This is a genomic window from Mycetocola lacteus, from assembly GCF_003667575.1.
Classification (GTDB): domain Bacteria; phylum Actinomycetota; class Actinomycetes; order Actinomycetales; family Microbacteriaceae; genus Mycetocola; species Mycetocola lacteus.
Window position 1 is genome coordinate 23,936 of record NZ_RCUY01000002.1, and the last position, 24,430, is coordinate 48,365.

General features: G+C 62.9%; 19 protein-coding genes. 9 read left to right on the forward strand and 10 right to left on the reverse strand.

Annotation, left to right across the window (positions count from 1 at the left end; genetic code table 11):
* Positions 1–12: 12 nt before the first annotated feature.
* Positions 13–1,614 (reverse strand): PucR family transcriptional regulator, encoded by a 1,602-nt coding sequence (locus D9V34_RS02260; RefSeq protein ID WP_121687333.1) that lies wholly within the window; start codon positions 1,612–1,614, stop codon positions 13–15.
* Positions 1,615–1,763: 149 nt separating this feature from the next.
* On the opposite strand from D9V34_RS02260, the gene D9V34_RS02265 reads away from it, so the two are divergent.
* The 3 genes from D9V34_RS02265 to D9V34_RS17695 all read left to right on the forward strand — a co-directional run bounded on the left by D9V34_RS02265 (position 1,764) and on the right by D9V34_RS17695 (position 6,698).
* Positions 1,764–5,171, forward strand: coding sequence for a proline dehydrogenase family protein (locus D9V34_RS02265; RefSeq protein WP_121687334.1), 3,408 nt, complete (start codon positions 1,764–1,766; stop codon positions 5,169–5,171).
* Positions 5,172–5,402: 231 nt separating this feature from the next.
* Positions 5,403–6,215, forward strand: coding sequence for a DUF1295 domain-containing protein (locus tag D9V34_RS02270; protein ID WP_121687335.1), 813 nt, complete (start codon positions 5,403–5,405; stop codon positions 6,213–6,215).
* Between the two features lie 207 nt (positions 6,216–6,422).
* A complete protein-coding gene (locus D9V34_RS17695; RefSeq protein ID WP_183091808.1) occupies positions 6,423–6,698 on the forward strand; it encodes a hypothetical protein in 276 nt (91 codons plus the stop codon).
* A gap of 520 nt (positions 6,699–7,218) precedes the next feature.
* On the opposite strand, the gene groL is transcribed toward D9V34_RS17695, so the two are convergent.
* The 4 genes from groL to D9V34_RS02295 form a co-directional block, all read right to left on the reverse strand.
* Positions 7,219–8,838, reverse strand: a complete 1,620-nt coding sequence (gene groL, locus D9V34_RS02280; RefSeq protein ID WP_030148237.1) for a chaperonin GroEL — start codon at positions 8,836–8,838, stop codon at positions 7,219–7,221.
* A gap of 144 nt (positions 8,839–8,982) precedes the next feature.
* Complete coding sequence (locus D9V34_RS02285; RefSeq protein WP_121687336.1) at positions 8,983–10,053, reverse strand: DUF3048 domain-containing protein; 1,071 nt, start codon at positions 10,051–10,053, stop codon at positions 8,983–8,985.
* A gap of 67 nt (positions 10,054–10,120) precedes the next feature.
* The gene (locus tag D9V34_RS02290) at positions 10,121–10,777 is read right to left on the reverse strand and encodes a LytR C-terminal domain-containing protein (protein WP_121687337.1); all 657 of its coding nucleotides are present in this window, start codon (positions 10,775–10,777) and stop codon (positions 10,121–10,123) included.
* 72 nt (positions 10,778–10,849) lie between these two features.
* A complete protein-coding gene (locus tag D9V34_RS02295; protein WP_245991835.1) occupies positions 10,850–11,143 on the reverse strand; it encodes a DUF3263 domain-containing protein in 294 nt (97 codons plus the stop codon).
* Positions 11,144–11,331: 188 nt separating this feature from the next.
* On the opposite strand from D9V34_RS02295, the gene msrB reads away from it, so the two are divergent.
* Positions 11,332–11,736, forward strand: a complete 405-nt coding sequence (gene msrB, locus D9V34_RS02300) for a peptide-methionine (R)-S-oxide reductase MsrB (protein ID WP_030148233.1) — start codon at positions 11,332–11,334, stop codon at positions 11,734–11,736.
* A 1-nt stretch (position 11,737) separates the two neighbouring features.
* On the forward strand, positions 11,738–12,283 hold the full coding sequence (locus D9V34_RS02305; RefSeq protein ID WP_121687339.1) for a nitroreductase family protein: 546 nt from the start codon (positions 11,738–11,740) through the stop codon (positions 12,281–12,283).
* Between the two features lie 60 nt (positions 12,284–12,343).
* On the opposite strand, the gene D9V34_RS02310 is transcribed toward D9V34_RS02305, so the two are convergent.
* The gene (locus D9V34_RS02310) at positions 12,344–13,330 is read right to left on the reverse strand and encodes a DMT family transporter (RefSeq protein WP_121687340.1); all 987 of its coding nucleotides are present in this window, start codon (positions 13,328–13,330) and stop codon (positions 12,344–12,346) included.
* A 224-nt stretch (positions 13,331–13,554) separates the two neighbouring features.
* Here D9V34_RS02310 and D9V34_RS02315 point away from each other — a divergent pair, with 224 nt between their 5' ends.
* The 3 genes from D9V34_RS02315 to D9V34_RS02325 all read left to right on the forward strand — a co-directional run bounded on the left by D9V34_RS02315 (position 13,555) and on the right by D9V34_RS02325 (position 17,515).
* A complete protein-coding gene (locus D9V34_RS02315) occupies positions 13,555–14,547 on the forward strand; it encodes an LCP family protein (protein WP_121687341.1) in 993 nt (330 codons plus the stop codon).
* Between the two features lie 478 nt (positions 14,548–15,025).
* Positions 15,026–16,405, forward strand: a complete 1,380-nt coding sequence (locus tag D9V34_RS02320; protein ID WP_121687342.1) for an O-antigen ligase family protein — start codon at positions 15,026–15,028, stop codon at positions 16,403–16,405.
* A gap of 87 nt (positions 16,406–16,492) precedes the next feature.
* Positions 16,493–17,515: a stealth family protein gene (locus D9V34_RS02325; RefSeq protein ID WP_121687810.1), complete on the forward strand. Its 1,023-nt coding sequence runs from the start codon at positions 16,493–16,495 to the stop codon at positions 17,513–17,515.
* A 46-nt stretch (positions 17,516–17,561) separates the two neighbouring features.
* Here the strand turns inward: D9V34_RS02325 and D9V34_RS02330 are convergent, their stop codons facing one another.
* Genes D9V34_RS02330 through D9V34_RS02345 form a run of 4 tightly spaced genes read right to left on the reverse strand, consistent with a single transcriptional unit; the run spans position 17,562 to position 22,766 of the window.
* Positions 17,562–19,043 carry an MOP flippase family protein gene (locus tag D9V34_RS02330; RefSeq protein WP_121687343.1) on the reverse strand — a complete coding sequence of 494 codons (1,482 nt, stop codon included), beginning with the start codon at positions 19,041–19,043 and terminating at the stop codon, positions 17,562–17,564.
* A 54-nt stretch (positions 19,044–19,097) separates the two neighbouring features.
* A complete protein-coding gene (locus D9V34_RS02335; RefSeq protein ID WP_183091809.1) occupies positions 19,098–20,180 on the reverse strand; it encodes a glycosyltransferase family 4 protein in 1,083 nt (360 codons plus the stop codon).
* Positions 20,181–20,219: 39 nt separating this feature from the next.
* Positions 20,220–21,329 (reverse strand): glycosyltransferase, encoded by a 1,110-nt coding sequence (locus tag D9V34_RS02340; protein ID WP_121687345.1) that lies wholly within the window; start codon positions 21,327–21,329, stop codon positions 20,220–20,222.
* Positions 21,330–21,368: 39 nt separating this feature from the next.
* The gene (locus D9V34_RS02345; RefSeq protein WP_245991836.1) at positions 21,369–22,766 is read right to left on the reverse strand and encodes a sugar transferase; all 1,398 of its coding nucleotides are present in this window, start codon (positions 22,764–22,766) and stop codon (positions 21,369–21,371) included.
* A gap of 341 nt (positions 22,767–23,107) precedes the next feature.
* Between D9V34_RS02345 and D9V34_RS02350 the strand changes: the two genes are divergently transcribed.
* A complete protein-coding gene (locus D9V34_RS02350; RefSeq protein ID WP_183091810.1) occupies positions 23,108–24,427 on the forward strand; it encodes an ROK family transcriptional regulator in 1,320 nt (439 codons plus the stop codon).
* Positions 24,428–24,430: the final 3 nt, after the last annotated feature.

Genomic DNA, 24,430 nt, shown 5'->3' on the forward strand with positions numbered 1-24,430 from the left:
TCAGGGTCTCGTTTAGCGCGCCTCCTCCTCGGCGGCGGGAAGCCGCAGCAGGAGCGCGGTCATCAACCGGGTCGCCGCATCGGCCAGGTCCAGCCCGCTGATCTGCTGCGCCCGGGTCAGGCGGTAGCGGAGTGTATTGGGGTGGATGCCCAGCCGATCGGCGGCATAGCGCACATCGGAAAACGCGTCGAGATAGGCGCGAATGCTGGGGATCAGCGCACCCTCGTGGGTGGCATCGTGCGCGCGCAGCGCTTCCAGCCGCGGATCGCGCAGATCCGGGCGGGAGGACAGCCAGCCGGTCACCTCCCCCAGGAGTACGTCCGAGCGCAGTCCCGATCGGGTGACCACCGCGGGGAATCGTGCCGGGTCGCGGGCGACGGTGTCCAGCAGATGGTCCACGCTGAGACGCGCCTCGGGTAGCGTCGCGAACCCGCCCTCGGCCTCGGCGATGCCCGCGTGCAGCGCACCGGTCAGGCGTGAGCGCACACTGGCCAGGGCGGTTTCGGTCCACTCGGTCAGGCGGTCGGGGTCGGTTCCGGTGATGATCGCGTACAGCCGTCCACGATGGGTGCCCATCACGATCCGGCGGCGATCGCTGGACGCCGAGAGGCGCAGGTATCCGGTGAGGGCGGCCACCGCGCTTTCTTCGAGCCCGGTGGCTACGTCCGGAGCGAAGCCAATCACCGCAAGGAACTCGTTTCCGCGCGGATCCAGCAGACTCGCCAGTGCATAACGGTCGGTGACCGTGGGTTCGGTTCCGGGGGCGCCCAGTCCCAGGCCCTCCCGAACCAGGCGCTCCTCCAGCCCAGGTCCTCCGGGGCGGCCACGCAACCCGCGCACCGCGAGCCGAGCGGCACCGGGCAGCAGGTCGCGAGCATCGGGGGCAAAGGGGACAACTCCGCGCTGAATCCAGAGGGTGCCGAGGAATTCGCCCCCGTCGTGGATGCCCACGGCGAGGCGCTCCTGACGCAGCCCATCGGCGGTTGCCGGGACCTGCACCACGGTGTCTTCCCGGGCCAGCGCGCTCAGCACACCCTCGTCGCTGAGCCGGCGCATCTGGGCGGCGGGACCGCGCCGACCGAGGATCGAGGATATCCGCAGCTCATCCGCCCCGGCCACCGCACGCGAGTAGGCGAGCACCTCGCCGCCGGGCCCCTCGATGCTCACCAGTCCGCGCACCTGGGCGGCCACCGATTCGGCCAGCGCAAACAGGTCTGCGGCGTCCTCACCACGGGCAGGATCAGGGAGCGCGGCATGCCCGAGCACCCGCTGCACGAGCCCGGCCAGCTGGTCCCAGCCGGCGTCGGGATGCACTCGGACAAGGTGGACGCCGCGCTCCTGGGCGGCACCGATCGCCTCGACCGGCTCCCCCGCCAGCTTCACAAAGAGTACGCTGCCCTCGGGGGCCAGCGGCACGAGGGACGCAAGGTCCGCATCACGAACGCCGATCAGCAGCAGCACGTCGGCATCGGGGATGCTGCGGGTGCGCAGCTCGTCGGCTTCGATCACCGCGCTCGCACGGAGCCGAACCGAGGTTTTCCCCGTGGTGATCAGGCGTGCCAGCGGCGCGCCGATCGTGTGCAGCAGGGTGCGCAGTTCCACCTCACCGGTCATAACCCTCACCCGTCTCGTCTCTTTGTGCAAACGTCCTAGAGATAGCCTAGAGCCTCATTCAGTTGGCTAAGAATATCGGTCGTATTCCGGCGTAGATTGGCAGGGCCTCCCGCCCCGGGTGGCGTCCGTACCCCGTCGTCAGGAACATCATGACCACAGAACTTCCCACCGTGCCCGGCGAGGACGCCGTCGCCCTGGTGCGCCGCTGGCTCACCGAGAGCAAGGACCACGCCCCGAGCCGCTCGGCGACGCTGCTGGCCGAAACCTTGCGCGACCCCGCGGGCCTCGACTTCACCCTGGGCTTTGTGGACCGGGTCATCCGCCCCGAAGACCTGGGCGTGGCCGCCAAGAACCTGCGCGCCCTGGCCGGGAACACCCCGCGGTTCCTCCCCGCCTACATGCGTGGTGCCGTGCGTCTGGGTGGCGCATTCGCGCCGATCCTGCCCGGGATCGTGGTGCCGATCGCCCGCCGCGTCCTGCGCGGCATGGTGAGCCACCTGATTCTTGACGCCCGTCCGGCGCAGCTCGGTCGCGGCATCAGCCACCTCTCCGCCGCCGGTCACCGACTGAACATCAACCTGCTCGGCGAGGCCGTGCTCGGTGACGCCGAAGCTAACCGCCGTCTGGCCGGAACCCGCGAGCTGCTGGCCCGCCCCGACGTGGACTACGTGTCGATCAAGGTGTCCTCGGTGGTTAACGAGCTGAGCCTCTGGGACTACGACAACACCGTCACCAAGGTCGTGGACCGCCTGGTGCCGCTGTACCAGCTGGCCGCAAACTCCCCCTCCCCCAAGTTCATCAACCTGGACATGGAGGAGTACCACGACCTCCACCTGACCATCGATGTGCTGAAGGCGATCCTCGACCGCCCCGAGTTCCTGACCCTCGAGGCCGGCATCGTGCTGCAGGCCTACCTGCCCGACGCGCTGGGCGCGATCCAGGAGCTCACCGAGTGGTCCCAGGCCCGCCGGGCCCGCGGCGGTGCCGGCATCAAGGTGCGCGTGGTGAAGGGCGCCAACCTGGCAATGGAGACCGTCTCGGCCACCACCCACGGCTGGGAGCTGGCGACCTACGGCACCAAGCAGGACTCCGACACCAACTACAAGCGTGTACTCGACTGGGCCCTGCGTCCCGAGCACACCGATGCCGTCCGCCTCGGTATCGCCGGTCACAACCTCTTCGACATCGCCCACGCACACCTGCTGGCCGAGGCTCGTGGGGTCTCTGACCGAGTCGAGTTCGAGATGCTGCTGGGCATGGCCGAGGGCCAGGCTGCCGCGATCTCCAAGGATGTCGGCTCGCTGCTGCTCTACACCCCGGTAGTGGCCCCCGAAAACTTCGACGCCGCGATCTCCTACCTGGTGCGCCGCCTCGAGGAAAACGCCAGCCCGCAGAACTTCATGTCCGCGGTGTTTGAACTGACCAAGGACCCCTCGCTGTTCGACCGCGAGAAGAACCGCTTCCTGGCCTCGCTGGCCGCGGTGGATGCGACCGTCCCCGGAGCCAACCGCACCCAGTCTCGCCTGACCGAGGTACCTGCGCCCCCCGCCGCAGCCTTTGCCAATACCCCGGACACCGACTCCTCACTGCCCGATAACATCCGCTGGGCGCACCAGATCGCCGCCCGCATCCCCACCTCCGAGCTGGGACTGGCCGGGATCGCCGCGGCCGCCGTACACACCGGCGACGAGGTCGAGGCACTGATTGCCGGTGCCCGCGCCGCCCAGCCCGCCTGGCACGGTGCCGGTTCGGCCGAGCGCGCCCGCGTGCTGCGCGAGGTGGCCCGCAACCTGTCGGCCCACCGCGGTGAGCTGATCGAGGTGGCCGCCGTGGAGACCGGGAAGAGCCTGGACCAGGCCGACCCCGAGGTGTCCGAGGCCATCGACTTCGCCGTGTACTACGCCGAGCGTGCCGAGGAACTCGACCGCATCCAGGGTGCCGACTTCACCCCGGCGACCCTGACCGTGGTTGCCCCGCCGTGGAACTTCCCGGTCGCGATCCCCACCGGTTCGGTGCTCGCCGCGCTGGCCGCCGGATCTGCCGTGATCCTCAAGCCCGCCCCGCAGGCCCGTCGCTGCGCCGCGGTGATCGCCGACCTGCTCTGGGAGGCCGGGGTACCGCGCGAGGTGCTGATCCTCGCCGACGTGGCCGAGGGCGAGCTGGGCAAGCAGCTGATCTCGCACCCGAACGTGGACCGCGTGATCCTCACCGGTGCGTTTGAGACCGCCGAGCTGTTCCGCTCCTGGCGACAGGACCTCCCGCTGCTCGCCGAGACCTCGGGTAAGAACTCGATCATCGTGACCCCGAGCGCCGACATCGACCTGGCCGTGGCCGACGTCGTGTACTCGGCCTTTGGCCACGCCGGTCAGAAGTGCTCGGCCGCGAGCCTGGTGATCCTGGTGGGCGAGATGGGACGCTCGGAGCGCTTCATCAACCAGCTCAAGGACGCCACCTCGAGTCTGCGCGTAGATCTGCCCACGAACCTCGCCGCCCAGGTGGGTCCGATCATCGAGCCCGCCGCCGGCAAGCTTGCCTGGGCCCTGAACGAACTGGCACCGGGTGAGACCTGGGCCGTGACCCCGAAGAAGCTCGACGATGAGGGTCAGCTGTACTCCCCCGGCGTGCGCCTCGGCGTGGCCGAGGGTAGCCGCTTCCACACCACCGAGTTCTTCGGCCCGGTGCTCGGCGTGATGACCGTCCCCACCTTGGAGGACGCAATCCGCGTGCAGAACGGCACCGCCTACGGCCTGACCGCCGGGCTCCACTCGCTGGATGCCGCCGAGCTGAAGGTCTGGCTGGACGGCGTACAGGCCGGGAACCTGTACGTGAACCGTGGCATCACCGGGGCGATCGTGCGCCGTCAGCCCTTCGGTGGCTGGAAGCGTTCGGCCATCGGTGCCGGAGCCAAGGCCGGCGGACCCAACTACCTGTTCGGTCTAGGCTCGTTCACCCCCGCCGCCGTGTCCGTAGTTCCGCAGACGGGACCGGATGCCCGGGTACGCGGCATCATCAACGCCGCCAGCAGCATCGACACCGAGACCCTGCTGCGCGCCGCCGCCCTTGACCAGGCCGCCTGGGACACCGAGTTCGGAATCGCCGCGGATGTGTCCGACCTGGGCCTGGAGCGTAACCTGTTCCGCTACCTGCCCGCCCACACCGGCGTGCGGATCGCCGAGAACGCCACCCTGACCGACGCCGTGCGTGTGCTGATCGCCGCCGTTCGTGCCGGAGGTTCGGTCCCGGTGAGCACCGGAATCGCCCTGCCTGGAACGCTGGAGTCGGCGCTGCGTGCCTCGGGACTGACCGTCACCAACCAGAACGATGCCGAGTGGCTGGCCACCCTCCCCACCACCGATCTGGCCCGCATCCGCGTGGTCGGCTCGAGCACCGGCGACGAGTATGCCGCCGCCGGTGGACGCCCCGAGCTGGCCTTCTACCGTGACCCGGTCACCGAGGCCGGCCGGATCGAGCTGCTGCCGTTCCTGCACGAGCAGGCCATCTCGATCACCGCACACCGCTTCGGCAACCACGACGCCTGGTCCGAGGCAGCAATCTAACCGCCCTCCCCAGGCACACCATCGCCCCCGGAACCGCACGGTTTCGGGGGCGGTTCCGTTGCTGGCTTTCGTCTCGACGCCCGGAAGCCCGAGAACGCGAGAGCGGAACGAGCGTTTTTTCACCCCAGATCGGCCGGGTTTGCCCGTCGTGCTTGCCCTCACCCACGCACGTTGCCAGAATGGGGCCACCGGGGCGGGGTGCTCCGCAGGGCAAGGAGACCAGCGTTGGGCATGACCGCGATCAATCCACTACTCGTGAGCATTCTGATCTTCGCCTTCGTGGCGGTACTCAGCTGGGCGGTCACCGCCCGCCGCGGTTCCTCCGCCTGGCTCGACCGGTTATGGTCGATCCTGCCGATCATCTACGGCTGGGTCTTTGCCGCGGCCGCCGGCCTCGCAGATCCCCGGCTGAATATGCTGGCAATACTGGTTACCGCCTGGGGCGTGCGTCTCACGTTCAACTACGCCCGCAAGGGTGGCTATAAGCGCGGTGCCGAGGATTATCGCTGGGGCACCGTGCGCAACAGGCTGAATCGCACACAGTGGTTCTTTTTCCACGCGCTCTTTATTAGCGTTTACCAGCAGGCTCTCCTGCTGCTCCTGGTGCTCCCCGCCTGGACCGCATACGAACACCGCGCCCCGCTGGGGTGGTCGGACTGGCTTTTTGCCGCCGTGTTTCTCCTCCTACTGGTGGGTGAGGGCACGGCAGACGGTCAGCAGTGGCGGTTCCAGCAGCGCAAGAAAGACGCCGTGGCCGCGGGACAGCCGTTGGCCGACGGCTTTATCAGCACCGGCCTGTTTCGCCTCTCCCGGCATCCCAACCTGTTCTGCGAGATCATGATGTGGTGGGTGTTCTATGTGCTGGGAGCCATTGCGGTGGGAGAGCCGTTCTCCTGGACCATCCTGGGAACCGTGCTTCTCACCGCACAGAGCATCGGCTCGACGGTGATGGCCGAATCCATCTCCGGCGCTAAGTATCCCGGCTACGCGGCCTACCGCGCCCGCACCTCACGCCTGCTCCCCTGGCCGCCGCGCGCCCGATGATCGTTGCGCCTGTCATTCCCGTGCAGAAACGCTCCTCGACTCTTGTAATTCTGGTCATCAGCGCGTAGCCTCGCTGACAAGAAGGTGAGGACGAGGTCCCTCATCAGGAGTAGACCGGGTCTGCAAGACGAAAGCGCTTGCAGGCTCGTTCTTTTATCTCGAAATTCCCTTTCGAAACTCCGGCCTGCGGGCGAGCACTGGTGCCACATGGCTTCCGCCTGTCACCCAATCCGCGACATGGGCGTCGATGCTTCGCACAAGACCGAAGGCGTCCCGCACCGCGTCGGCGATGTTCACCTGGAGCAGGGGTTCCAAATGCGATACGCGATTACGAAGCTGGTGGAGTCGATTAACCCTCCAGAAGGTGGCTTCCCCGCCGTCATCCGGTGCGTTTGGAAACGCTTGGATCAGAGCTTCTTGCCAGATGCGCCGACGATTGGTGTTCTCAAAGCTATTTCCGGCAGCTGGCAGATGGTTGGGTAGTAGATCTTTCCACACTCCAAACGTCAACTGGGCCACGACATCATCGTGTGAAACGCCTGACCGGCTATCTCTCTCCGGGTTTCGTGGCAGTTTGTGTAACCTTCGTAAGGCGTCCTTGCGCTTAGCCGCGGTCAAGCTCCGGAGCGGTGAGGCAGGCTCATGTAAAAGCCAACTCCCGATGCCCCCGGTTTCGGCGTCATTCCATATTTGGAGCTGGCGATCCATGGCGTTACGCAATACAACCTCGGTATCCCCGAGTACCGAGTGCAGCGCCGCAACCAGATCCGAATGCCACCGATAGAGCACCAGGGCGTCGCGTTCATTGCCTTGCGTGGCATCGAGATAAACGCGCAGACGAGACCGGTGTATGGCATCAACAACGCGAGATCTCGAGGCACCGTTCATCTGCGCGATGCTGCCAGTCTTACCGTCAAGATCGCTGAGAATTGGGTACGGGCAAGAACAAAACGGGCGCCCTCCCGAAGGAGAGCGCCCGTCTCGTGTGAAACGAGGGTTGGACTTAGAAGTCCATACCGCCGCCGTCGCCACCGGCTACCGGAGCAGCCTTCTCGGGCTTGTCAGCCACGACGACCTCGGTGGTCAGGAACAGACCGGCGATCGATGCGGCGTTCTGCAGGGCCGAGCGGGTGACCTTGGCCGGGTCGATGATGCCCTGGGCGATCATGTCACCGTACTCACCGGATGCGGCGTTGAAGCCGTGGCCGACGGGCAGGTCGCGGACCTTGGCGGCCACAACACCGGGCTCCTGGCCGGCGTTCAGTGCGATCTGCTTCAGCGGAGCCTCGATGGCCACGCGAACGATGTTTGCACCGGTTGCCTCGTCGCCGACGAGCTCCAGCTTCTCGAAGGCCAGCTTGCCGGCCTGGATCAGGGCAACGCCACCACCGGCGATGATGCCCTCTTCGACGGCAGCCTTGGCGTTACGCACGGCGTCCTCGATGCGGTGCTTGCGCTCCTTGAGCTCAACCTCGGTTGCGGCTCCGGCCTTGATGACCGCAACACCGCCGGCCAGCTTGGCCAGGCGCTCCTGCAGCTTCTCGCGGTCGTAGTCCGAGTCGGTGCCCTCGATCTCGCGACGGATCTGAGCCACGCGACCGGCGATGGCGTCGGCGTCGCCGGCACCCTCAACGATGGTGGTCTCGTCCTTGGTGATAACAACCTTGCGGGCGCGGCCCAGGTCGGTCAGCTTCAGCTGCTCGAAGGTCAGGCCGAGCTCAGCGGAGATAACCTCTCCACCGGCCAGTACGGCGATGTCCTTGAGCTGAGCCTTGCGGCGCTCACCGAAGCCCGGAGCCTTGACGGCAGCGGACTTGAAGATGCCACGGATCTTGTTGACAACCAGGGTGGTCAGCGCTTCGCCGTCCACGTCCTCGGCGATGATGACGAGGGGCTTGCCGGTCTGCATGACCAGGTCGGCAACCGGGGACAGGTCCTTGACCGAGGAGATCTTGGAGTCTGCGATCAGGATGTAGGCATCCTCGAAGACGGTCTCCTGGCGGTCGGGGTCGGTGACGAAGTAGGCCGACAGGTAACCCTTGTCGAAGCGCATACCCTCGGTCAGCTCGAGCTCGGTACCGAAGGTGCTGGACTCCTCAACGGTGACCACACCCTCCTTACCAACCTTGTCGATGGCCTCGGCGATGATCTCACCAATGCCGGTGTCGGCGGCCGAGATCGACGCGGTGGCGGCGATCTGGTCCTTGGTCTCGATCTCCTTGGAAGCCTCGGTCAGCTCGGCGATAACCGCGGCCACGGCCTTCTCGATGCCCTTCTTCAGGCTGATCGGGTCGGCACCGGCGGCGACGTTACGCAGGCCCTCGCGGACCAGAGCCTGGGCGAGAACCACCGAGGTGGTGGTTCCGTCACCGGCGACGTCGTCGGTCTTCTTGGCGACCTCCTTGACGAGCTCCGCACCGATCTTCTCGTACGGGTCGTCGAGCTCGATCTCCTTGGCGATGGACACACCATCGTTGGTGATCGTGGGGGCGCCCCACTTCTTCTCAAGTACTACGTTCCGACCGCGCGGGCCAAGGGTGACCTTGACGGCGTCGGCGAGCGTGTTCAGTCCACGCTCAAGACCGCGGCGGGCCTCTTCGTCAAAAGCAATGATCTTTGCCATGTGGTTTTTCGTCCCTCCCGGACGTCGAAAACGGGGTTAGCACTCGATGAATGTGAGTGCTAACTCGATTCTGGCACTCTCCACCTACGAGTGCAAGCCGAACCAGGCAGATGACGGCGGATGAACAGGGAGCCCGCAGGGTGCCTATTCGAGGCGGACTTCGGCACCCGAGATCAGCGGCACAAGCTCAACCCAGGCGTTGCCGGGAGCCAACAGAATCGGCTCGCCCGCCTCGGTGGTCAGCGTGATCGGCGCGGTGGCCTCGGTCTTGGACCAGGTGACCGGAATGACCTGCCCGCCGGTCGCGACGTGTCCGGTCCCCGAGCCGATCAGCACGGTCTTGGGTACCCCCTGATATCGGTTATCGATGTTCACCCGAAGCGCAATCACATTGGTGGCTGAACGGGTTTTCCCGTCGGTATCCGGGTCGGGTTTGCCCTGTTGGGAACGAAGGAACACCCCCTGGTTGGCGTCCCAGGCCCAGGACTGTTGCCGGGAGGCCGAGAACGTTGCGTGAATTGTCGCCACCGGAGTACCGCCCTGGAGCGCCGAGGCCCCTTCGGCGGTTTCGGCATGCTCGAACTGCGTGGGCGGCGCGCTCAGTCCCTGTTGATCTTTGATCAGCTTTTCGGCCCGCAGGATGACGTTGTGCGGGGCCGGCTTGTCCTTGCTGCGGTACATAAACGGGTCGGCATTCGGCTGACCGTGAATGAAGTTTTTGACCGGGGTGTTTTCCATCTGGTCCAAGAAGATCTGCTGTCCACCCGAGTAGGCCACAATCCCGCCGAAGGGGGAAATGATGTCCGGATCCATCGGGCGAATCGAGCGCAGCGGCCCCAGCTCCTCGGGAATCTGCGACTGCCAAAACGCAACGTAGCGTGTCAGCCCGCCCTCAACCAGCTCCTCAAACACCAGGTCGGCACGGTCCAACCCGCGCTGCGGACGCGCCTCGACGTCGTTGCCGATCTTGGCGGCGAGCGAGGGGCGGCCCAGGACCTCTAGGTCGGCCGGCATCCCTGTCAGCGGGGCGGCCGCCTGGGGAGCGGGCTCGGTGGCGTTTTCCGTGGGCGCTGCCGAGGGTCCCGCATCGCCGTGCTCCGCACACCCGGTCAGCATCACGGCTCCCAGGGCGCACACGGCGATGATTCGCCGGATTCGCGCGGACGCGGAAACGGGTGAGAACGATTCTGAACGCACGGGCAGGGTTTCACGCATGGCGAAACCCTAACCCGCGTTGTTCAAAAAGCGGGATAGCCTCGCTGGCGAAGTCGCCGTTGCGTCTCTATCGGCTTGCCGAGTAGTCGGTTCCGAGAACTGCCACGACCTGGTTGGCCGGTGCCGGGCCGCCGGCGTTGTTCTTGGCGTACTCCTGCGACTTGGTCACGGTCTGGATTCCCAGGGCTGCAGCCACACCGCGTGCGGCAGACTCACCGGCGTCATCGTGGTAGTACACCACGCTCTGGCGGACATTCTTGCTCTTGGCGTTTCCAACGCTGATCTGCTGGGTCCATCCAGCCTGGTTCAGCCGGGTCGAAGCGCCGGCGGACAGGCCCGTGGTGGTTGTACCGTTCAGGACGTAGATCGAGGCGGTCTTGTCGATCGCGCCGGTGGTCGGAGTGTCGCTCGGCGGTGCCTGGCTCTCCCCCGTGTCTCCACCGTTTTGATCGGTTCCGCCATCATCTGGGTTATCAGTTGCACCATCGGTAGGCTCTTCGCTGGGCTGTTCAGTAGCGCTTGAGCTCGGCGGGGTGAAGTCGATCTTGCCGTTTTGCACGGCGATGTAGATGATGCCGCTCACAACCAGCACCAGCACCGCCAGCACCGCAACCAGCCATCCCCAGTGGCGCTGGGGCAGCGCACCGGCGGCACGATGGGCACCCACACGCTTGGTGTGCGTGCGAGTGTTGTCAAAACGGTCGTGGGGGTGGCGTTCGCGCATCTGGGTGGTTCCTCATGGCGGGTCGAGCAGCCGGGCAGATGCCCGGTACGGCGGGAAAACGATCGAGGGAGGCTAGTGCTGTCCGGTGGCGCGGCGTTCGCGGGCGGCCTGGCGGGCCTGACGCAGTCGCTGCAGACGTTTGATCAGCATTGGGTCAAAGATGAGGGCGGCGGGACGATCGATCAGGCCCGAGAGGATCTGATAGTACCGAGCCGGGGACAGCGAGAGTTCGGCACGAATGGCCTCCTCCTTCAAACCCGGGTGCTGCCACCAGCGGTTCTCAAACTCGAGGATCGCACGTTCACGATCGCTGAGCGCACTGGCGCGCACGGGTTCCGGCGTAGGTGCCGTGGAATCGGAACTCATTGTCATCTCCCCACCAGTAGCGCTCACCTCAAGAGGTCCGTGGGGTAATCCTAACCCGAATCCCCGACGCTAGATGGGGACCTGCTGAGAGAACCCCCACCCAACCGGTGAGACTTACCCCAATAGGGGGAACAAACCGTGGGCGAGAGCGTTAGATTAGGAGTGGATCACCACCCGAAGGAGACGGTATGAACACCCCCGTGAACAAGAGCGACGCCGAGTGGCGTGAAGAACTAAGCCCCGAGCAGTATCAGGTGCTGCGTGAGGCCGCGACCGAGCGTCCCTGGACCGGCGAGCTGCTGGACGAGGAGCGCTCCGGCCTCTACACCTGTGCGGCCTGTGGTGCTGAGCTGTTTAAGAGTGGAACCAAGTTTGATTCGGGCTGTGGATGGCCGAGCTTCTACGAGTCCGTGCGCCCCGAGGCGGTCAAGCTGATCGAGGACAACTCGCTGGGCATGGTCCGCACCGAGGTGCGCTGCGCAACCTGCGACTCGCACCTGGGACACGTCTTTGACGACGGCTTCGGAACCCCCACCGGCGACCGTTACTGCATGAACTCGATCGCCCTGAACTTCACCGCGGAATCCGAGTAGCGTGAGCGCAGGGGCATATGAGGCCGCGCTGACGCGGCGATCACGATCAAAGGTGTCGCCGGAAACCCCGGACCATGACGAACTGGTGCGGCTGGTTTCGGCCGCAGGTCGGGTCGCCGATCACAGCGGTCTGGAACCGTGGCGACTGATCGAGCTGCGCGGCACCGACCGTCACCGTCTCGGTGAGGCGCTGGCCGAGGCGGAGGGCAAACGCTCCCCCTCGACCAAACCGCTGCGTGCCGAACTGCTGATCGCGATCGTGTTTGCCCCGAAAAAGTCGCATAAGGTTCCCGAGTGGGAGCAGGAGGCCGTGGCCTCGGGTGTTGCGCACGTCCTGAGCCTGCTCCTGGATGAGGCCGGCTGGGGTGTGCTGTGGCGCACCGGCGAGCTGACCCGTACCGAGCCCGTCCACCGGATGCATGGGCTCGCCCCGCAGGAGAAGCTGCTGGGCTGGCTGTATGTGGGTGGGGTGCTCCCCCGCGACAAACCCGAGCGGCCCCGCACCATCGACGGCGCTCGGTTCATCACCGGCCTGCCGACCGCGTAAACCACAGAATGCCCGTGCCCCTGATGATCAGGGGCACGGGCATTTTGCTGTGCCTGCGGCCTATTCGGCGCCGGTCTGTGAGACCGCGGGGGCTGCATGACGGTGACGGCCCCAGCGCGGAAGCCCGGCGATGATCGCCGCGATCAGTGCCAGCAGTGCACCGCCGACGGTGGCGAAGGACATCTGATCGGCACCGAAGTCCATCAGGTCCAGGATCACCGCGGTGATCAGCTGACCGGCGATCATGCCCATCCCCATCAACAGCACGCCGGTGGAGGCGACGATCCACGCCGAGAGTCCGATGCACACACACCCGATCAGCCCGCCGATGTAGAGTGACGGATCGCTCGGCCAGGCAAACTCGGTGAAGTGCGGCCCGCCACTGATAAAGACGGCGCAGAGCAGCGCGAAGGTGCCGAACAGGAAGTTCAGGAACGTGGCCGAGAGCACACTGTTTGCGGCCGCACGCACACGTCCGTTTACCGCCTGCTGCCAGCCCAGCAGAAGCCCGGCGATAAAGGGCAGGATCAGTGCCCACACGGGAATGTCCACGGAAATCTTGCCGGTCACCGACCAGCCGGCGGCGGCCAGCACAAGCGCGGCACCCAGCAATCGGTTGATGCTCGGCCGGACCCGTCCAAGTGGGCCAAATCCGATGCCGTCGAGGATGAGCCCGGACACGGTCTGCCCGGCAACCACGGCGACGCTGAACATCGCGATGCCCACGATGGCTCCCACCTGGCTTTGACTAAACACCAGGAATGCACCGCAGAAGCCCGCCAGCAAAATCCACCAGGGTACCGTTTTCCCGGCAATTCCGCGGAAGATCGCGGCGACTCCGCGGCGCCCCGCGCGGGAGAAGACCATGATCAGCGAGAGCACCACGAGGCCCGACCCGAACGAGACGGCGGCCGCGGCCAGGCCATCGTGTAGTGCCTCACCGAGGTGACCGTTAATGCGGGCCTGGATCGACATGGCCGATCCGATCACGACGGCAAGAATAAGCGCAATCCAGCGCGGGAGAATGCGGGCGGTCCGCTGTGACATGGTGAAGCCTTCCAACTTGGCGCACGCAAGGGGTCGCACGCCGCGTGCCAGCTTACTCCTCGCCAGCGACCCGCACCCCCATACCGGGGGACGTGGTTCGCGCGTCCCTTCGGATCCCGAAATCGCGCGTCCAACACATTGTCTCTACACCCGTTATCATTAGGGACTGCCCTGTGCCCACAATCGGCACGTCTCCCCGTACCGGCAAGGACAATTCTTTACATATGGCCCTCACCAAGAAAAAGCGCATCAGCCTGACAGTGATTCTGTCCATTGTTGTGGTGGTGCTCGCCGTCGCCGTCGGCGGCGGAATTTTCGCCCTGACCCTCGCTCAGAAGTTTGATGGTCAGACCGAGAAGATCGACGATCCGTTCCCCGATGAGGCGAACCGTCCCGCAAAGACCGATACCGGTGCGCAGAACATCCTGCTGCTCGGCTCGGATACTCGCGGCGAGATCGGCGATAAGGAGCTTGACAACATCAAGGGCGACCGCTCGGACTCCATGATGGTCCTGCACATTCCCGGCGACCGCTCGGGGGTATACATCACCTCCTTCATGCGCGACAGCTGGGTACCGATCCCCGGCCACGGCTCCGCCAAGATCAACGCGGCAATGGCCTACGGCGGCCCGAAGCTGGCGGTTGAGGTGGTCGAGAAGCTCATCAACACCCGCATCGACCACGTCGCCGTGATCGACTTCGACGGTTTCGAAAAGCTGACCGACGCGCTGGGTGGGGTGACGATCAATAACCCGATCGCCTTCACTGCGATGCATGGGAAGCAGTACTTCAAGGAGGGCGAGATCACGCTGAGCGGAACGGACGCGCTGTCCTTTGTTCGCGAGCGCTATTCCTTCAAGGATGGCGACTACCAGCGGGCACGCAACCAGCAGCTCTACATGAAGGGGGTCATGAATAAGCTGCTGAGCAAGGAAACGCTGACCAACCCTGGTCGTGTGATCGAATCCATCGATGCGCTGGCACCCTTCCTCAAGGTCGACAGCGGCCTGAACGCCGGCTTCGCAGCTGGCCTTGCCCCGAGCATGGCGAACGTTCGCGGCGAGGACGTGCAGTTCATCACCGCGCCCACAACGGGAACCGGAACCTCCCCCGACGGCCAGTCCATTGTCCGCCTAGACGACGCCAAGATGGGTCAGCTGGCCACCGCGTTCCAGACCGACAAGCTCGAAGAGTATTTCGCGGCGAATAAGAAGTAGGGTTCTCTGCCTGTCAGATGGCCCCGCAAAGCGCAAGCTTGCGGGGCCATCTGTTTATTCACGACAAATTATCCGTGTGGACATCTGCCACCCAGCTTGTATTGGACCTCCGCATCTACTCTGGCGTTGGAACGGAGATGACAGATGAAATTAGCACTGTGGACGAGGATTACGGAGTTTTTCATTACCGACGGCCCAGAGGACCTCTCGTGGCTTGACTGGGCCGATAGTAACGTGTCGAGCGCGCAGTCACCAAAGGCGTAGTTCATCATCGCAGCACAGCGCCACCATCGGGTTTTCCCCAACGATGTGAGTACCAAATCACGTTGAATTTCCGTCCTACACGAGTCGATTATTGATCGGCCGTATCGCCAGGCTAGGATGAATACATAACGCGTTCGCGTCAAATGATTGTTAACGCTGCGCCTCCCGTGTTTTCGTCGAGCTGGTTTGGGGCGAAACCGCAGTAGGGGAAAACATGTGGATCATCTGGATACTGTGCGCGCTGGCCATAATTTCTACGGTGGCCCTCGCCGTAATCGATAGACGCGACTCAACAATTGGCGCTTGGTTTGCGCTCGCTCTTATTAACCCGTTCATCACCGTTGTCAAAGGTGTGACGGCGCTGCGTGCGTTCTCCCTAGCACTATTCGCAATTGTGGGTGTGCGCGACCGCAATCGATCGTTGGCTTTGTCTGCTCCAGCCATCATCATGTTCGGGTTGGCAATTTGGTCTGCGATCACCGCACTCTGGTCTCCCGACCCTGCGGCCGCGCTAACCCGCGCGCTGGAATGGATCATTGCCTCAGCCATGCTTGGCCTGCCCTGGGTCCTGCAGAATCCACTTGACCGGGTGGGAGGTATCGCAAAAATCCTGACACCGGTCACTCTCCTTGCTGCAATCACGACGATCATGTTCCGCATTCTTCCGTCGATTGAGCGGGCATTCTTTGAATCTTCGCTGGCTCAGATAATGTTCAGTCCCAAATTGGTTGAGGACGTGCGCAGCGGACGTGTCGAGGCAAATGTGCTCCTAGGCGACGGCAACAAGGCAGGTGGCATTCTTTCAAGTAATGCAAACCGTACGTCACTCATTCTTGGCTTGGCGACGCTTGCCTACCTCGGCATCTTCGTCTATCTCAAACACCGTTATGCGTTGATCACCGCGTTAATTTCGGCCGCCGCAGTAGTCGCCACGAACTCCAAGACCGGCATCGTCATGCTTGCGATTGCTCCGATTCTCGCTTTCATCCTCTGGCGTTCCACTCAGGGGTTGACCCGTAAAAACCTTGCCGCCGTCGCGGGGGTCCTCGTACCACTAGCGATAATCGCTGGCGTGGGGTTGACACTTTTTGGATCTCGTTTCATAGCAGCGTCCGCCGAGACGCTGGAACCACGTAAGGCGATTTGGGCAACGGCATTTGAGCTCATTGGTCAGAACCCAGTTTTCGGATCAGGTGCCGGTAGTTGGGAACTTTTTTGGGCACCAGTTTCCGAAAAAACAGGGTTTAGCGCGGCCTATCCACCGCATAATTTTCTCCTGCGAAGCATGATCGATCTCGGAGCGATTGGGACCGTAGGCATCATCGCCGTGATCGTGCTGTTCATGTGGACTGCCTTCAAACAGCTACGTTCAAGCACATCCCACGCGGGACGGATCGCGGCCGCTCTGGTGATTGCCTCCTGGCTATGGGTCGTAGTCCATGGACTCGGCGACAACACAGAGTATTTCGGCCTTCTTAATAATCTCCCGTTCCTGGTACTTCTCAGTATTCTGGCCAGGGCTGACAACACGGTGCGCCCGGTACTCGACCTCTCCGTCAGAGCATTCCCTCCTCAGCTATCTCGCGTGCGGTAATGCAGTTTCACCGCATCACGTGTGACTAGGTCTGAACACAGCCGGTCACCACATCCCACAATTGATTCGAGTCCTAAGGTTTTACCCATGTCCTCACCGCAAGCAGAGCCCATCGACGTAGTCGTCACCTGGGTGGATGGCAACAACCGTGAATGGCTCGAACGTCGTGCCGCGGCACTGGGGCAGGTGCCGCCGGCCTCAGCCGCCGATGAAAACGAGCAGCGATACCGCGATTGGGGATTATTCCAGTTCTGGTTTAGAGCGCTGGAAACCAACTGCCCGTGGGTAAACAAGGTATTTCTTGTTACCGCAGGACACGTACCAGCTTGGCTTGATCTAGATCATCCAAAACTTGTTGTCGTGGATCAAGACTCAATCGTTCCCGAGGCACACCAGCCGACTTTCAACTCCCAGGCGGTAGAAGCTAACTTCCACAGGATTCCCGAGCTGTCAGAGCGATTCATTTATTTCAATGATGACTTCTACGTGGGCGCTCCGCTGTCTCCCGAATTCTTTTTCCCGGGCGGACTTCCATATGGCGTAGGAATCTTTGACGCGATGAGCATGAACGATGCTCATGCACACGCGATGCTCAACGCCTCGGCGCTTTTGAATAAACACTTTGACAAGCGCACAGTCCTCCGGAAAAACCTCAGCAAGTGGTTCACTCTTCGATACGGTGCCGAAATCTACCGAAACATCGCACTGTTCCCATGGAAACAGCTCCTCCCGGTAATTGACCCTCACCTGCCGACCCCAATCTTAAAGTCTTCAATGGTTGAAGCCTTTGCTGCCGCAAAATCAGAGTTAGCAGATACAAGCGCGTCTGCGTTTCGTGCCTACGAGAACATCGCACCGATCTACCTTGTGAATATGTGGCAGCTCCTTACCGGCAAATTCGAACCACGTAACCGCCACAAGATTGGGCGATATTTAGGGTTGGGCATTGACCCCGTGGATGAAATTGTTCAGGTCATTGAAGACGCAAGCATTCCGTTATTCTGTCTCAACGATGTGGCGGTAGAAAACACCGAGGAATTGGCGCGCGCGACCTATGCGGCTTTCACCCGCCGTTTCCCCGCACGCTCTAGCTTTGAACGCGCAGACTAACCTTCCGAAACTCAGTGGCATGGTCGATTCTGGCTTGTCGGCGTCGTTAGCGGCCGGCTATTCGGCGAATATTCTGCAGAATCTCTTGTCCGATCGAGTCCTTGGTTAGGAGCACCGTCCCCACGAAGACGAACGCACCAACCAATACTTCGACAGCGAGCGCTAGCAGAGCGGTCCACTGCATGCCGTTCATGACAATATGGGCTCCCCAAACGCTCACCGCCATAGGTAGGACTAAGAGCGTTGGACGCAGAATCGCCATCAGGAACATCCCAAAACCAATTCTGAACCGCCACTTGAGAATCACCATGTTCAACAGGAGAGTCACCGCGGCGCCCGCCGAAACCACCAGAGCAACGGCCACAGTCCCTCCGGTCGCCGCGGTCAACAGCACGCCTCCCAATACGAGAGTAGTGCGAACAACGTTCACGATCAGAGAGACTTCGGGGCGTCCCACCGACATGAACAAAGATGAAAGCGGGCTGGTCAAGGCTCTGACGCATCCCCCGATTGCCAGGATTTGAACGATCTGAACGATCCACGTCCAGCGGTCGCCAAACAGCACTGGTACAAGGTCCTGAGCTACCAGGGCGAGCCCCACGAGAACGGGAAAGTTTACGAACCCGGTGACACGCAAGAGTTTCAGGTATCCCCGGACCAGAGTCCCCTCGTCGTCTTGCATTCGTGACAGCGAGGGAAAAGCTGCCCGACTGAAGACACCGTTCACCGTCCCCGGGAGATTAACCGCGAGATTGAATGCAAGGTTGAACCCGCCTAGCTGGCTCACACTAACCATGCGCCCCACAACCAGGGTCCCTACGCTGTTATGGACGAAGCTCACGAGCGCATCAACGGTTTGAATCGCGCCAAATCGAAGCAGCGAGAACGCGCGACGTGGATGAAAGGCAAACGTAATACGGTGGTGGGCCGACCGAGCGAAGAGCTGAAGCAGACCCGTACGAACCGCAGCGTTTGCAACACGTCCCAGAACGTAGGAGAACACTCCCCATCCGAGCAGCGCTCCCACGATGGTCAGGATAACCCCGGTGATGCCCGAAGCGGCCTCCGATACACCCACGGGCCGGAAACGATGTTCGCGCTCGAGGAGTCCGCGGAAGACTTGGCCGTGAGGTGAGATGAGGAATACCAGAGAAATCCATCGGATGGCCCCTTCTAGGGCTGGCTCGTTGTAGAGCGCGGCCAGGGGTGCGGCCGCGAAAAAGGCGCTCACCGCAAGCAGAAAGCCAACACCCACGTTAAACCAATAAACGGAACTCACATCACTCTGTGTGATGTTCTTCTTCTGGATGAGAGCGTTGGACATACCGAGATCGGTGAACATGTCGATTACCGAAACCACGATGACGAGGATTGCGACCACGCCGACTTCAGTACCGGTTAACAATCGAGCGAGAATCACAATTTGTGCAAACTGCAGTAGGCTGTTCAACCCGGTCGAGGCACCGAGCCAAACAGCCCCGCCAAACGCTTTAGCGCCGTGTCCTGTGTCTGCCACTGCGGCGTTCATCTGCTTTCTCGAATCTGAGAGAACGAAAACTCGTTTGATGGTCTCATCATGTCGCTACTGCATTCCAACGCGAGTCCAGAGCTGTTGGAAACGCTCAGCGAATCGTTCAGGGGTGTATTCGCTTTCGTACTGAGATCGCGCCCGCGCTCCCATCTCGACGGCATCGGTTGCATTCAGTTCCGCGAGAACGGTCGCGAGCTCATCAGCGTTCATCCGTTCAAAGAATCGTCCGGTCTCCTTGTCCGTGATGATGTCAGCCAATCCCCCTGCCCGACTTGCGATCACCGCGCGACCTCGTGCGAAGGCTTCAATACTAACCAGACCAAATGGTTCAGGCTCGTCCGAGGGCATCAAAACAAAATGTGCCTCGTCGATCAGTCCGGTCAGATCAGAAGTTTCACCGACAATTCGCACACTGGACTCGATCCCCAGGTCATGTACAAGCTTGGGCACATCAACCGCTGTACCTAGCTCCGGTGGACCACCTGCAATAACAAGCTCTCCGGGTTCGTTTGCAGCTTTCCACGCGTGCAATAGGGTTCCGTGACCCTTCCAGGAATTCCACCGGCTCGCCATCAAGAAGCGAAGGTTTGCAGCCCCTGGTTGCCGTCTCGGACTAATCGGATCGTTGACCGCGTTCAATATGACCTCGACTGACGCAGACCTCACAAGCTTTAATGAGCGCCTCGACGCTTCAGAGATCGCAACCACGTGGTGCGTATACCGTGACAGAGCCCCCATGAGAAGTCCCATTCCTCCGGCCCAAATCTCTTGTACATGCAAGATGATCACGGCCTTTGTTCGAGCTCTCGCGATCGGTGCCGCGAGGAGCCCGGCCGAGGTCGACACATAGACAATCTCCGCAGACAGCTCACGCAGTGTTTTATCTAGCTGACGCATACGCTCCAGCAAACCAATGAGCCCTCTCGGCGTGAGGTACTTTCTTCGCACGATGGGCAGCGGCCCTACCCTAGAGGCGATGCTGCGGGACTCTAATTCGGCCACCAGACTATGCTCTGCAGGGGTGACATCATCCGGAACGAGCACGGTGATATCTCCGTGTCGGGTCTGCGGAATAGACTCCAAGACCTGGAGCAGAATACGGTCGGCTCCGTACATCTCGTTTGACGAGTGCACAAAAACGATCCCTGTGTTCCGGCGCGCCACCATCGGCCCCTATCCAGCCAACTCGGCGAGGTTTTCCTCGTAGGCCCCACACACGCGATCCCATGTGTAGATGGCCCGACTGCGCTCCAGCGCGGTTGCGGCGCTGTGCTCCTGGAGGTCGGCATCACCCAGCATGCGTTCGCACGCCTGGATGATCGCCTGAGGCTCGGGAGCCGTCAATACGGCACCCTCACCCAGCACCTCACGGTTATACACGGTGTCACGGGCCACGGTGGGGGCACCGCAGGCCATCGCCTGGACCAGAGCCGGGTTGGTGCCACCCACGCTGTGTCCGTGGAAGTACACGCCGGCGTGCTGCCAGAGTGCGTGCAGCTTGGCATCGTCACTCACATGTCCCAGCCACTGCACGCGCGGGAGGCGGGCCGCGAGGTCTTCGGCGCGCTCGTCGAGTTCCCCACCGTAACCGCTGGATCCCACAATCACCACGTCGTGGTTCTGCCCCAGTGCCTCGACCGCATCAAAGAACTCACCCACGGTGTTCTCGGGAACAAAACGGGCCACCACCAACACGTAGCCGCGTCGGGTCAGACCCTCGGGCACGGGTAGCGTCTCGGCCGGCTCATCCCCGCCATAGGGGATGAATACCCCGTCAACCCCGAAGTCACGCTTCCAGCGTTCGGCAATCGCCTCGGCGTCGTAGACCATGCGGTTACCCCAACGGGCAGTGAGCTTGGCACCGATCCGGAAGGTGAGCTTGGCCAGGCGACCCCATTTCTGGCGGTCCCATTCGATACCATCCACGTTCACCAGGGTCTTGATTCCACGCATCCGCAGCAGCGGCAGCCAGAATCCGTTGGCCACGTTCATCACCAGGGCCACATCCGGCTTGTGCCAGGCGGCATGCCAGCAGGCGGTCAAACCGTAGGTGAGCGTGCTGAGCGACTTCTTCTCGATGCCACCGGTCACCACCGTGTGCACACGCGGGTCACGCCCCGGATCCTCATCCCGGGTCGACCCGGTACGCCCATACACGGTGACGTCCCATCCCTCATCGGCCAGATACGGAGCGATTCGGCGCACGGCGGTTTCAAACCCGCCATAGTAGCTGGGGTAGCCGCGCGTGCCGATCACAACAACGGATTTTGACGACGGAGCCATGGATTCACTTCGATTCTGCATAAAAATTACGGGGTCAAACTAGTAGGCGCCGCTGCTGCCCATTACCGCACGCACGGTGCGCCAGAGGATGATGAAGTCACCGGTCATGGACCAGTTCTCTACGTAGTAGAGGTCTAGACGCAGGCTGTCTTCCCAGGAGAGGTCGCTGCGACCGCTGACCTGCCAGAGACCGGTCATGCCGGGCTTCACCAGGAAGCGGCGGTGTGCGGCGTCCTCATACTGGTCAACCTCGCTGCGCAGTGGCGGCCGCGGACCCACCAGGGACATGTCGCCGCGGAAGACGTTGATCAGCTGTGGCAGCTCGTCGATACTATAGCGGCGCATAAACGCGCCGAGCTTGGTGATTCGAGGATCGCTCTTCATCTTGAACAGGATTTCATTGCCCTGAGACTGGTGTCGCAGTGCATCCAGACGGTCCTCAGCGTCCACCACCATCGAGCGGAACTTCACCATGTAGAAGTCGCGTCCGTTCAGTCCCACCCGCTTCTGCCGGAAGAACACCGGCCCGCGCGAATCCCTCTTAATCAGAATCGCAAACAGGAGGAAAATCGGAGAGAGCAGGAGGATGCCAAATCCGGAACCGAGGATATCCAGCGCGCGCTTGGAGGAGTACTTTCGCCCTTCAAACTCGGGAATATCGACACTGATCAGGGGCAGGCCCGCAACCGGACGCGCACGAATACGCGGTCCTGCGATATCGGTCAGGGCGGGGGCTACCACCAGGTGAATGCCTCGACTTTCAAGCTGCCAACCGAGCTGCCTCAGAGCGTCGGGGCTCATCTGGTCCGAACCTGTGTACACCACGGTCTCAATCGCCTCCTCATCGAGAACGCGTTCGATATCGTCCAGGCCACCCGCCACCGCGATACCCGGCGCAATATTCTGCTGTCCCAAGCCATCCGAGGTTATCGCCGCCACAGGGGCGAGTCCCGATGCCGGGGCACGCAGGATCTGAGCCGCGACATGTTGGGTCTGGTGCTGCTCACCGATCAGGAGGGTCCGGTTGAAATACCAGCCACTCTTACGCTTGTATCCCACCCAGGTTCGCCAAGCCCAGCGCGTCCCGAGGAGCAGTAGGAGGCCGAACGGGAGGGCAAGAAGAAAATACCCACGCCCCAGTTCTACTTTGCCCAGATAGCAGATGATCGCGAGAACCCCGAACACTCGAATCGTCGCATCAACGATCTGCTTATACTCCACGGTGCCCGTCCCGATAATGGACGCGCGGCGGGTTCCAAACAGGGATAGTGCAAACAGCCACACCAGGGCAAGCACAACCGAAAACACCGTGTAGGAAATCGTAAACGCGATGTACCGGGGATCTGGGTCGATCGCGAGGGACTCCGCCTCGGTTCCGAAACGAATCCACTGGCTCCCGAAGACGGCGACCAAGACACTCAGGGTGTCGGAAACCATCAACCGTCGACGATACACCTGTTCCCACCGTCGAGCGGGGAATCGAGGAGGCCAAACGGGCATGTGAAATTCCTTTGTCGCGCAGCGCTCTCGCGCACATCTGGGGGAGTTTGAGGCCCTGCGCAATGGGCACTCACATAAGCAGCCTAATGAATAACACCTTTTCTGGGAAAATGCCCAGAGGGGTTTTTGCAACTTTGATGAGAAAAGACCCCCAATCTGGGGAGTGTTCGGTCGCAAATCTGGCTCGTGGCGAGCGAGCGCAGCGCCGTACGGACAGTCGTCGCCCGATCCACCGAGCGTTCTGGCACGATGGGATCAACCCGAGAAGGGAACCCGAGATGACATCCACACGCCCTGCCGCCAACGCCGACGGTATGCGTCGTCACAACCTCGCCGCGGTCCTGGAGATCATCCATCGTCGTCGGCAGCTTTCGCGCACCGAGATTACCCGGGCATCCGGGCTGAGCCGGTCCTCGATCAAGGGCCTGGTGGCCGAGCTGGAGACCCTCGGGCTGTGCTTTGAGAGCGAGCCGCTAGCCAATAACCGCTCGGGGCGTCCCTCCCCGATGGTACAGCCGCGCCCCGACGTGCTGAGCGTTGCGGTGATGCGCGATGCCAACGGGATCACCGTGGCCCTGGCGACCCTCGGGGCGAAGATTGTCTGGCGTCGGGCGGTCCCCCTCCCCCGCAACGTGTCCGCACGCGACACCGCGGATATCGTGGCCACCACGATCGCCGAGGCTCGGCAGGAGCTGCCCGCCGGGGCCGTCCTGGTGGGGATCGGCGTGGCCACCCCGGGGTTTGTGACCGGAGACAACCACGAGTTTGTAAGCGCGTCGTCGCTGGGATGGGATGCCGAGCCGTTTGCCCGCTACCTCACCGAGGCCACCGGAATCCCCGCCGAAACCCGCTATGACGGGCACCTGGGTGTACTGGCCGAGAGCATCTGGGGTGCCGGGCTGGATCGAAAAAACGTTGTCTACTTCTACGGCGGCCCCGGCGGGATCGGCACCGCGGTGCTAGTGGGAGGGCACCTCCTCACCGGCAACACCGGTATCGCCGCCTCCTTCGCCCACGCCACCGTGCGGCCCGGCGGCGGACGCTGCTGGTGCGGCGCCCGCGGCTGCTTCCAAGTAGAGGTTACCCAGTACGACATCCTGCAGGCCCTCGGCGAGATCGGTGCCCTGCCCGAGCTGCCGCCCGAAGCCGCCGAGGACCGCTCCCCGCGCACTGTCTACGCGCCTCCACACGATGACGATCCGGTACTCCCCGAGCCGCCGCAGTCCCCGCATGAACGCCTGGAAAGCTACCTGTCTCGGACCGGTGCGGCCCTGCGAGCCGCCGTCATCGCCTACGATCCCGAGCTGATCCTGTTTGATGGATTCTTCAGCCACCTGCTGGCCTACGACCCCGACGCCCTCGCGAGCTACTGCGTAATCTCCAGCTTCGACAGCATGCGCCAGCGGGTGGAGCTCGGCACCCCAGCACTCGGGCCCGACCTGCTCCTGCTCGGTGCGGCGGACCTGGGCTTCCGTCGGCTCCTGGCCGATCCGCTCGGCGTGATCGGCGGACAGCCGGCGGGCACGGACACCACGGCGAACCCGGTTACCCCGCACACACCGGCCAACCCAACTGCGCCGGCCGCCGAGCCGCGTTAACCG

Coding starts and splice junctions, on each gene's coding strand:
- D9V34_RS02260 (WP_121687333.1), bottom strand. CDS start 1,614: ATGACCGGTGAGGTGGAACTGCGCACCCTGCTGCACACGATCGGCGCG.
- D9V34_RS02265 (WP_121687334.1), top strand. CDS start 1,764: ATGACCACAGAACTTCCCACCGTGCCCGGCGAGGACGCCGTCGCCCTG.
- D9V34_RS02270 (WP_121687335.1), top strand. CDS start 5,403: ATGACCGCGATCAATCCACTACTCGTGAGCATTCTGATCTTCGCCTTC.
- D9V34_RS17695 (WP_183091808.1), top strand. CDS start 6,423: ATGGCTTCCGCCTGTCACCCAATCCGCGACATGGGCGTCGATGCTTCG.
- groL (WP_030148237.1), bottom strand. CDS start 8,838: ATGGCAAAGATCATTGCTTTTGACGAAGAGGCCCGCCGCGGTCTTGAG.
- D9V34_RS02285 (WP_121687336.1), bottom strand. CDS start 10,053: ATGCGTGAAACCCTGCCCGTGCGTTCAGAATCGTTCTCACCCGTTTCC.
- D9V34_RS02290 (WP_121687337.1), bottom strand. CDS start 10,777: ATGCGCGAACGCCACCCCCACGACCGTTTTGACAACACTCGCACGCAC.
- D9V34_RS02295 (WP_245991835.1), bottom strand. CDS start 11,143: ATGAGTTCCGATTCCACGGCACCTACGCCGGAACCCGTGCGCGCCAGT.
- msrB (WP_030148233.1), top strand. CDS start 11,332: ATGAACACCCCCGTGAACAAGAGCGACGCCGAGTGGCGTGAAGAACTA.
- D9V34_RS02310 (WP_121687340.1), bottom strand. CDS start 13,330: ATGTCACAGCGGACCGCCCGCATTCTCCCGCGCTGGATTGCGCTTATT.
- D9V34_RS02315 (WP_121687341.1), top strand. CDS start 13,555: ATGGCCCTCACCAAGAAAAAGCGCATCAGCCTGACAGTGATTCTGTCC.
- D9V34_RS02320 (WP_121687342.1), top strand. CDS start 15,026: ATGTGGATCATCTGGATACTGTGCGCGCTGGCCATAATTTCTACGGTG.
- D9V34_RS02325 (WP_121687810.1), top strand. CDS start 16,493: ATGTCCTCACCGCAAGCAGAGCCCATCGACGTAGTCGTCACCTGGGTG.
- D9V34_RS02330 (WP_121687343.1), bottom strand. CDS start 19,043: ATGAACGCCGCAGTGGCAGACACAGGACACGGCGCTAAAGCGTTTGGC.
- D9V34_RS02340 (WP_121687345.1), bottom strand. CDS start 21,329: ATGGCTCCGTCGTCAAAATCCGTTGTTGTGATCGGCACGCGCGGCTAC.
- D9V34_RS02345 (WP_245991836.1), bottom strand. CDS start 22,766: ATGGTTTCCGACACCCTGAGTGTCTTGGTCGCCGTCTTCGGGAGCCAG.
- D9V34_RS02350 (WP_183091810.1), top strand. CDS start 23,108: ATGACATCCACACGCCCTGCCGCCAACGCCGACGGTATGCGTCGTCAC.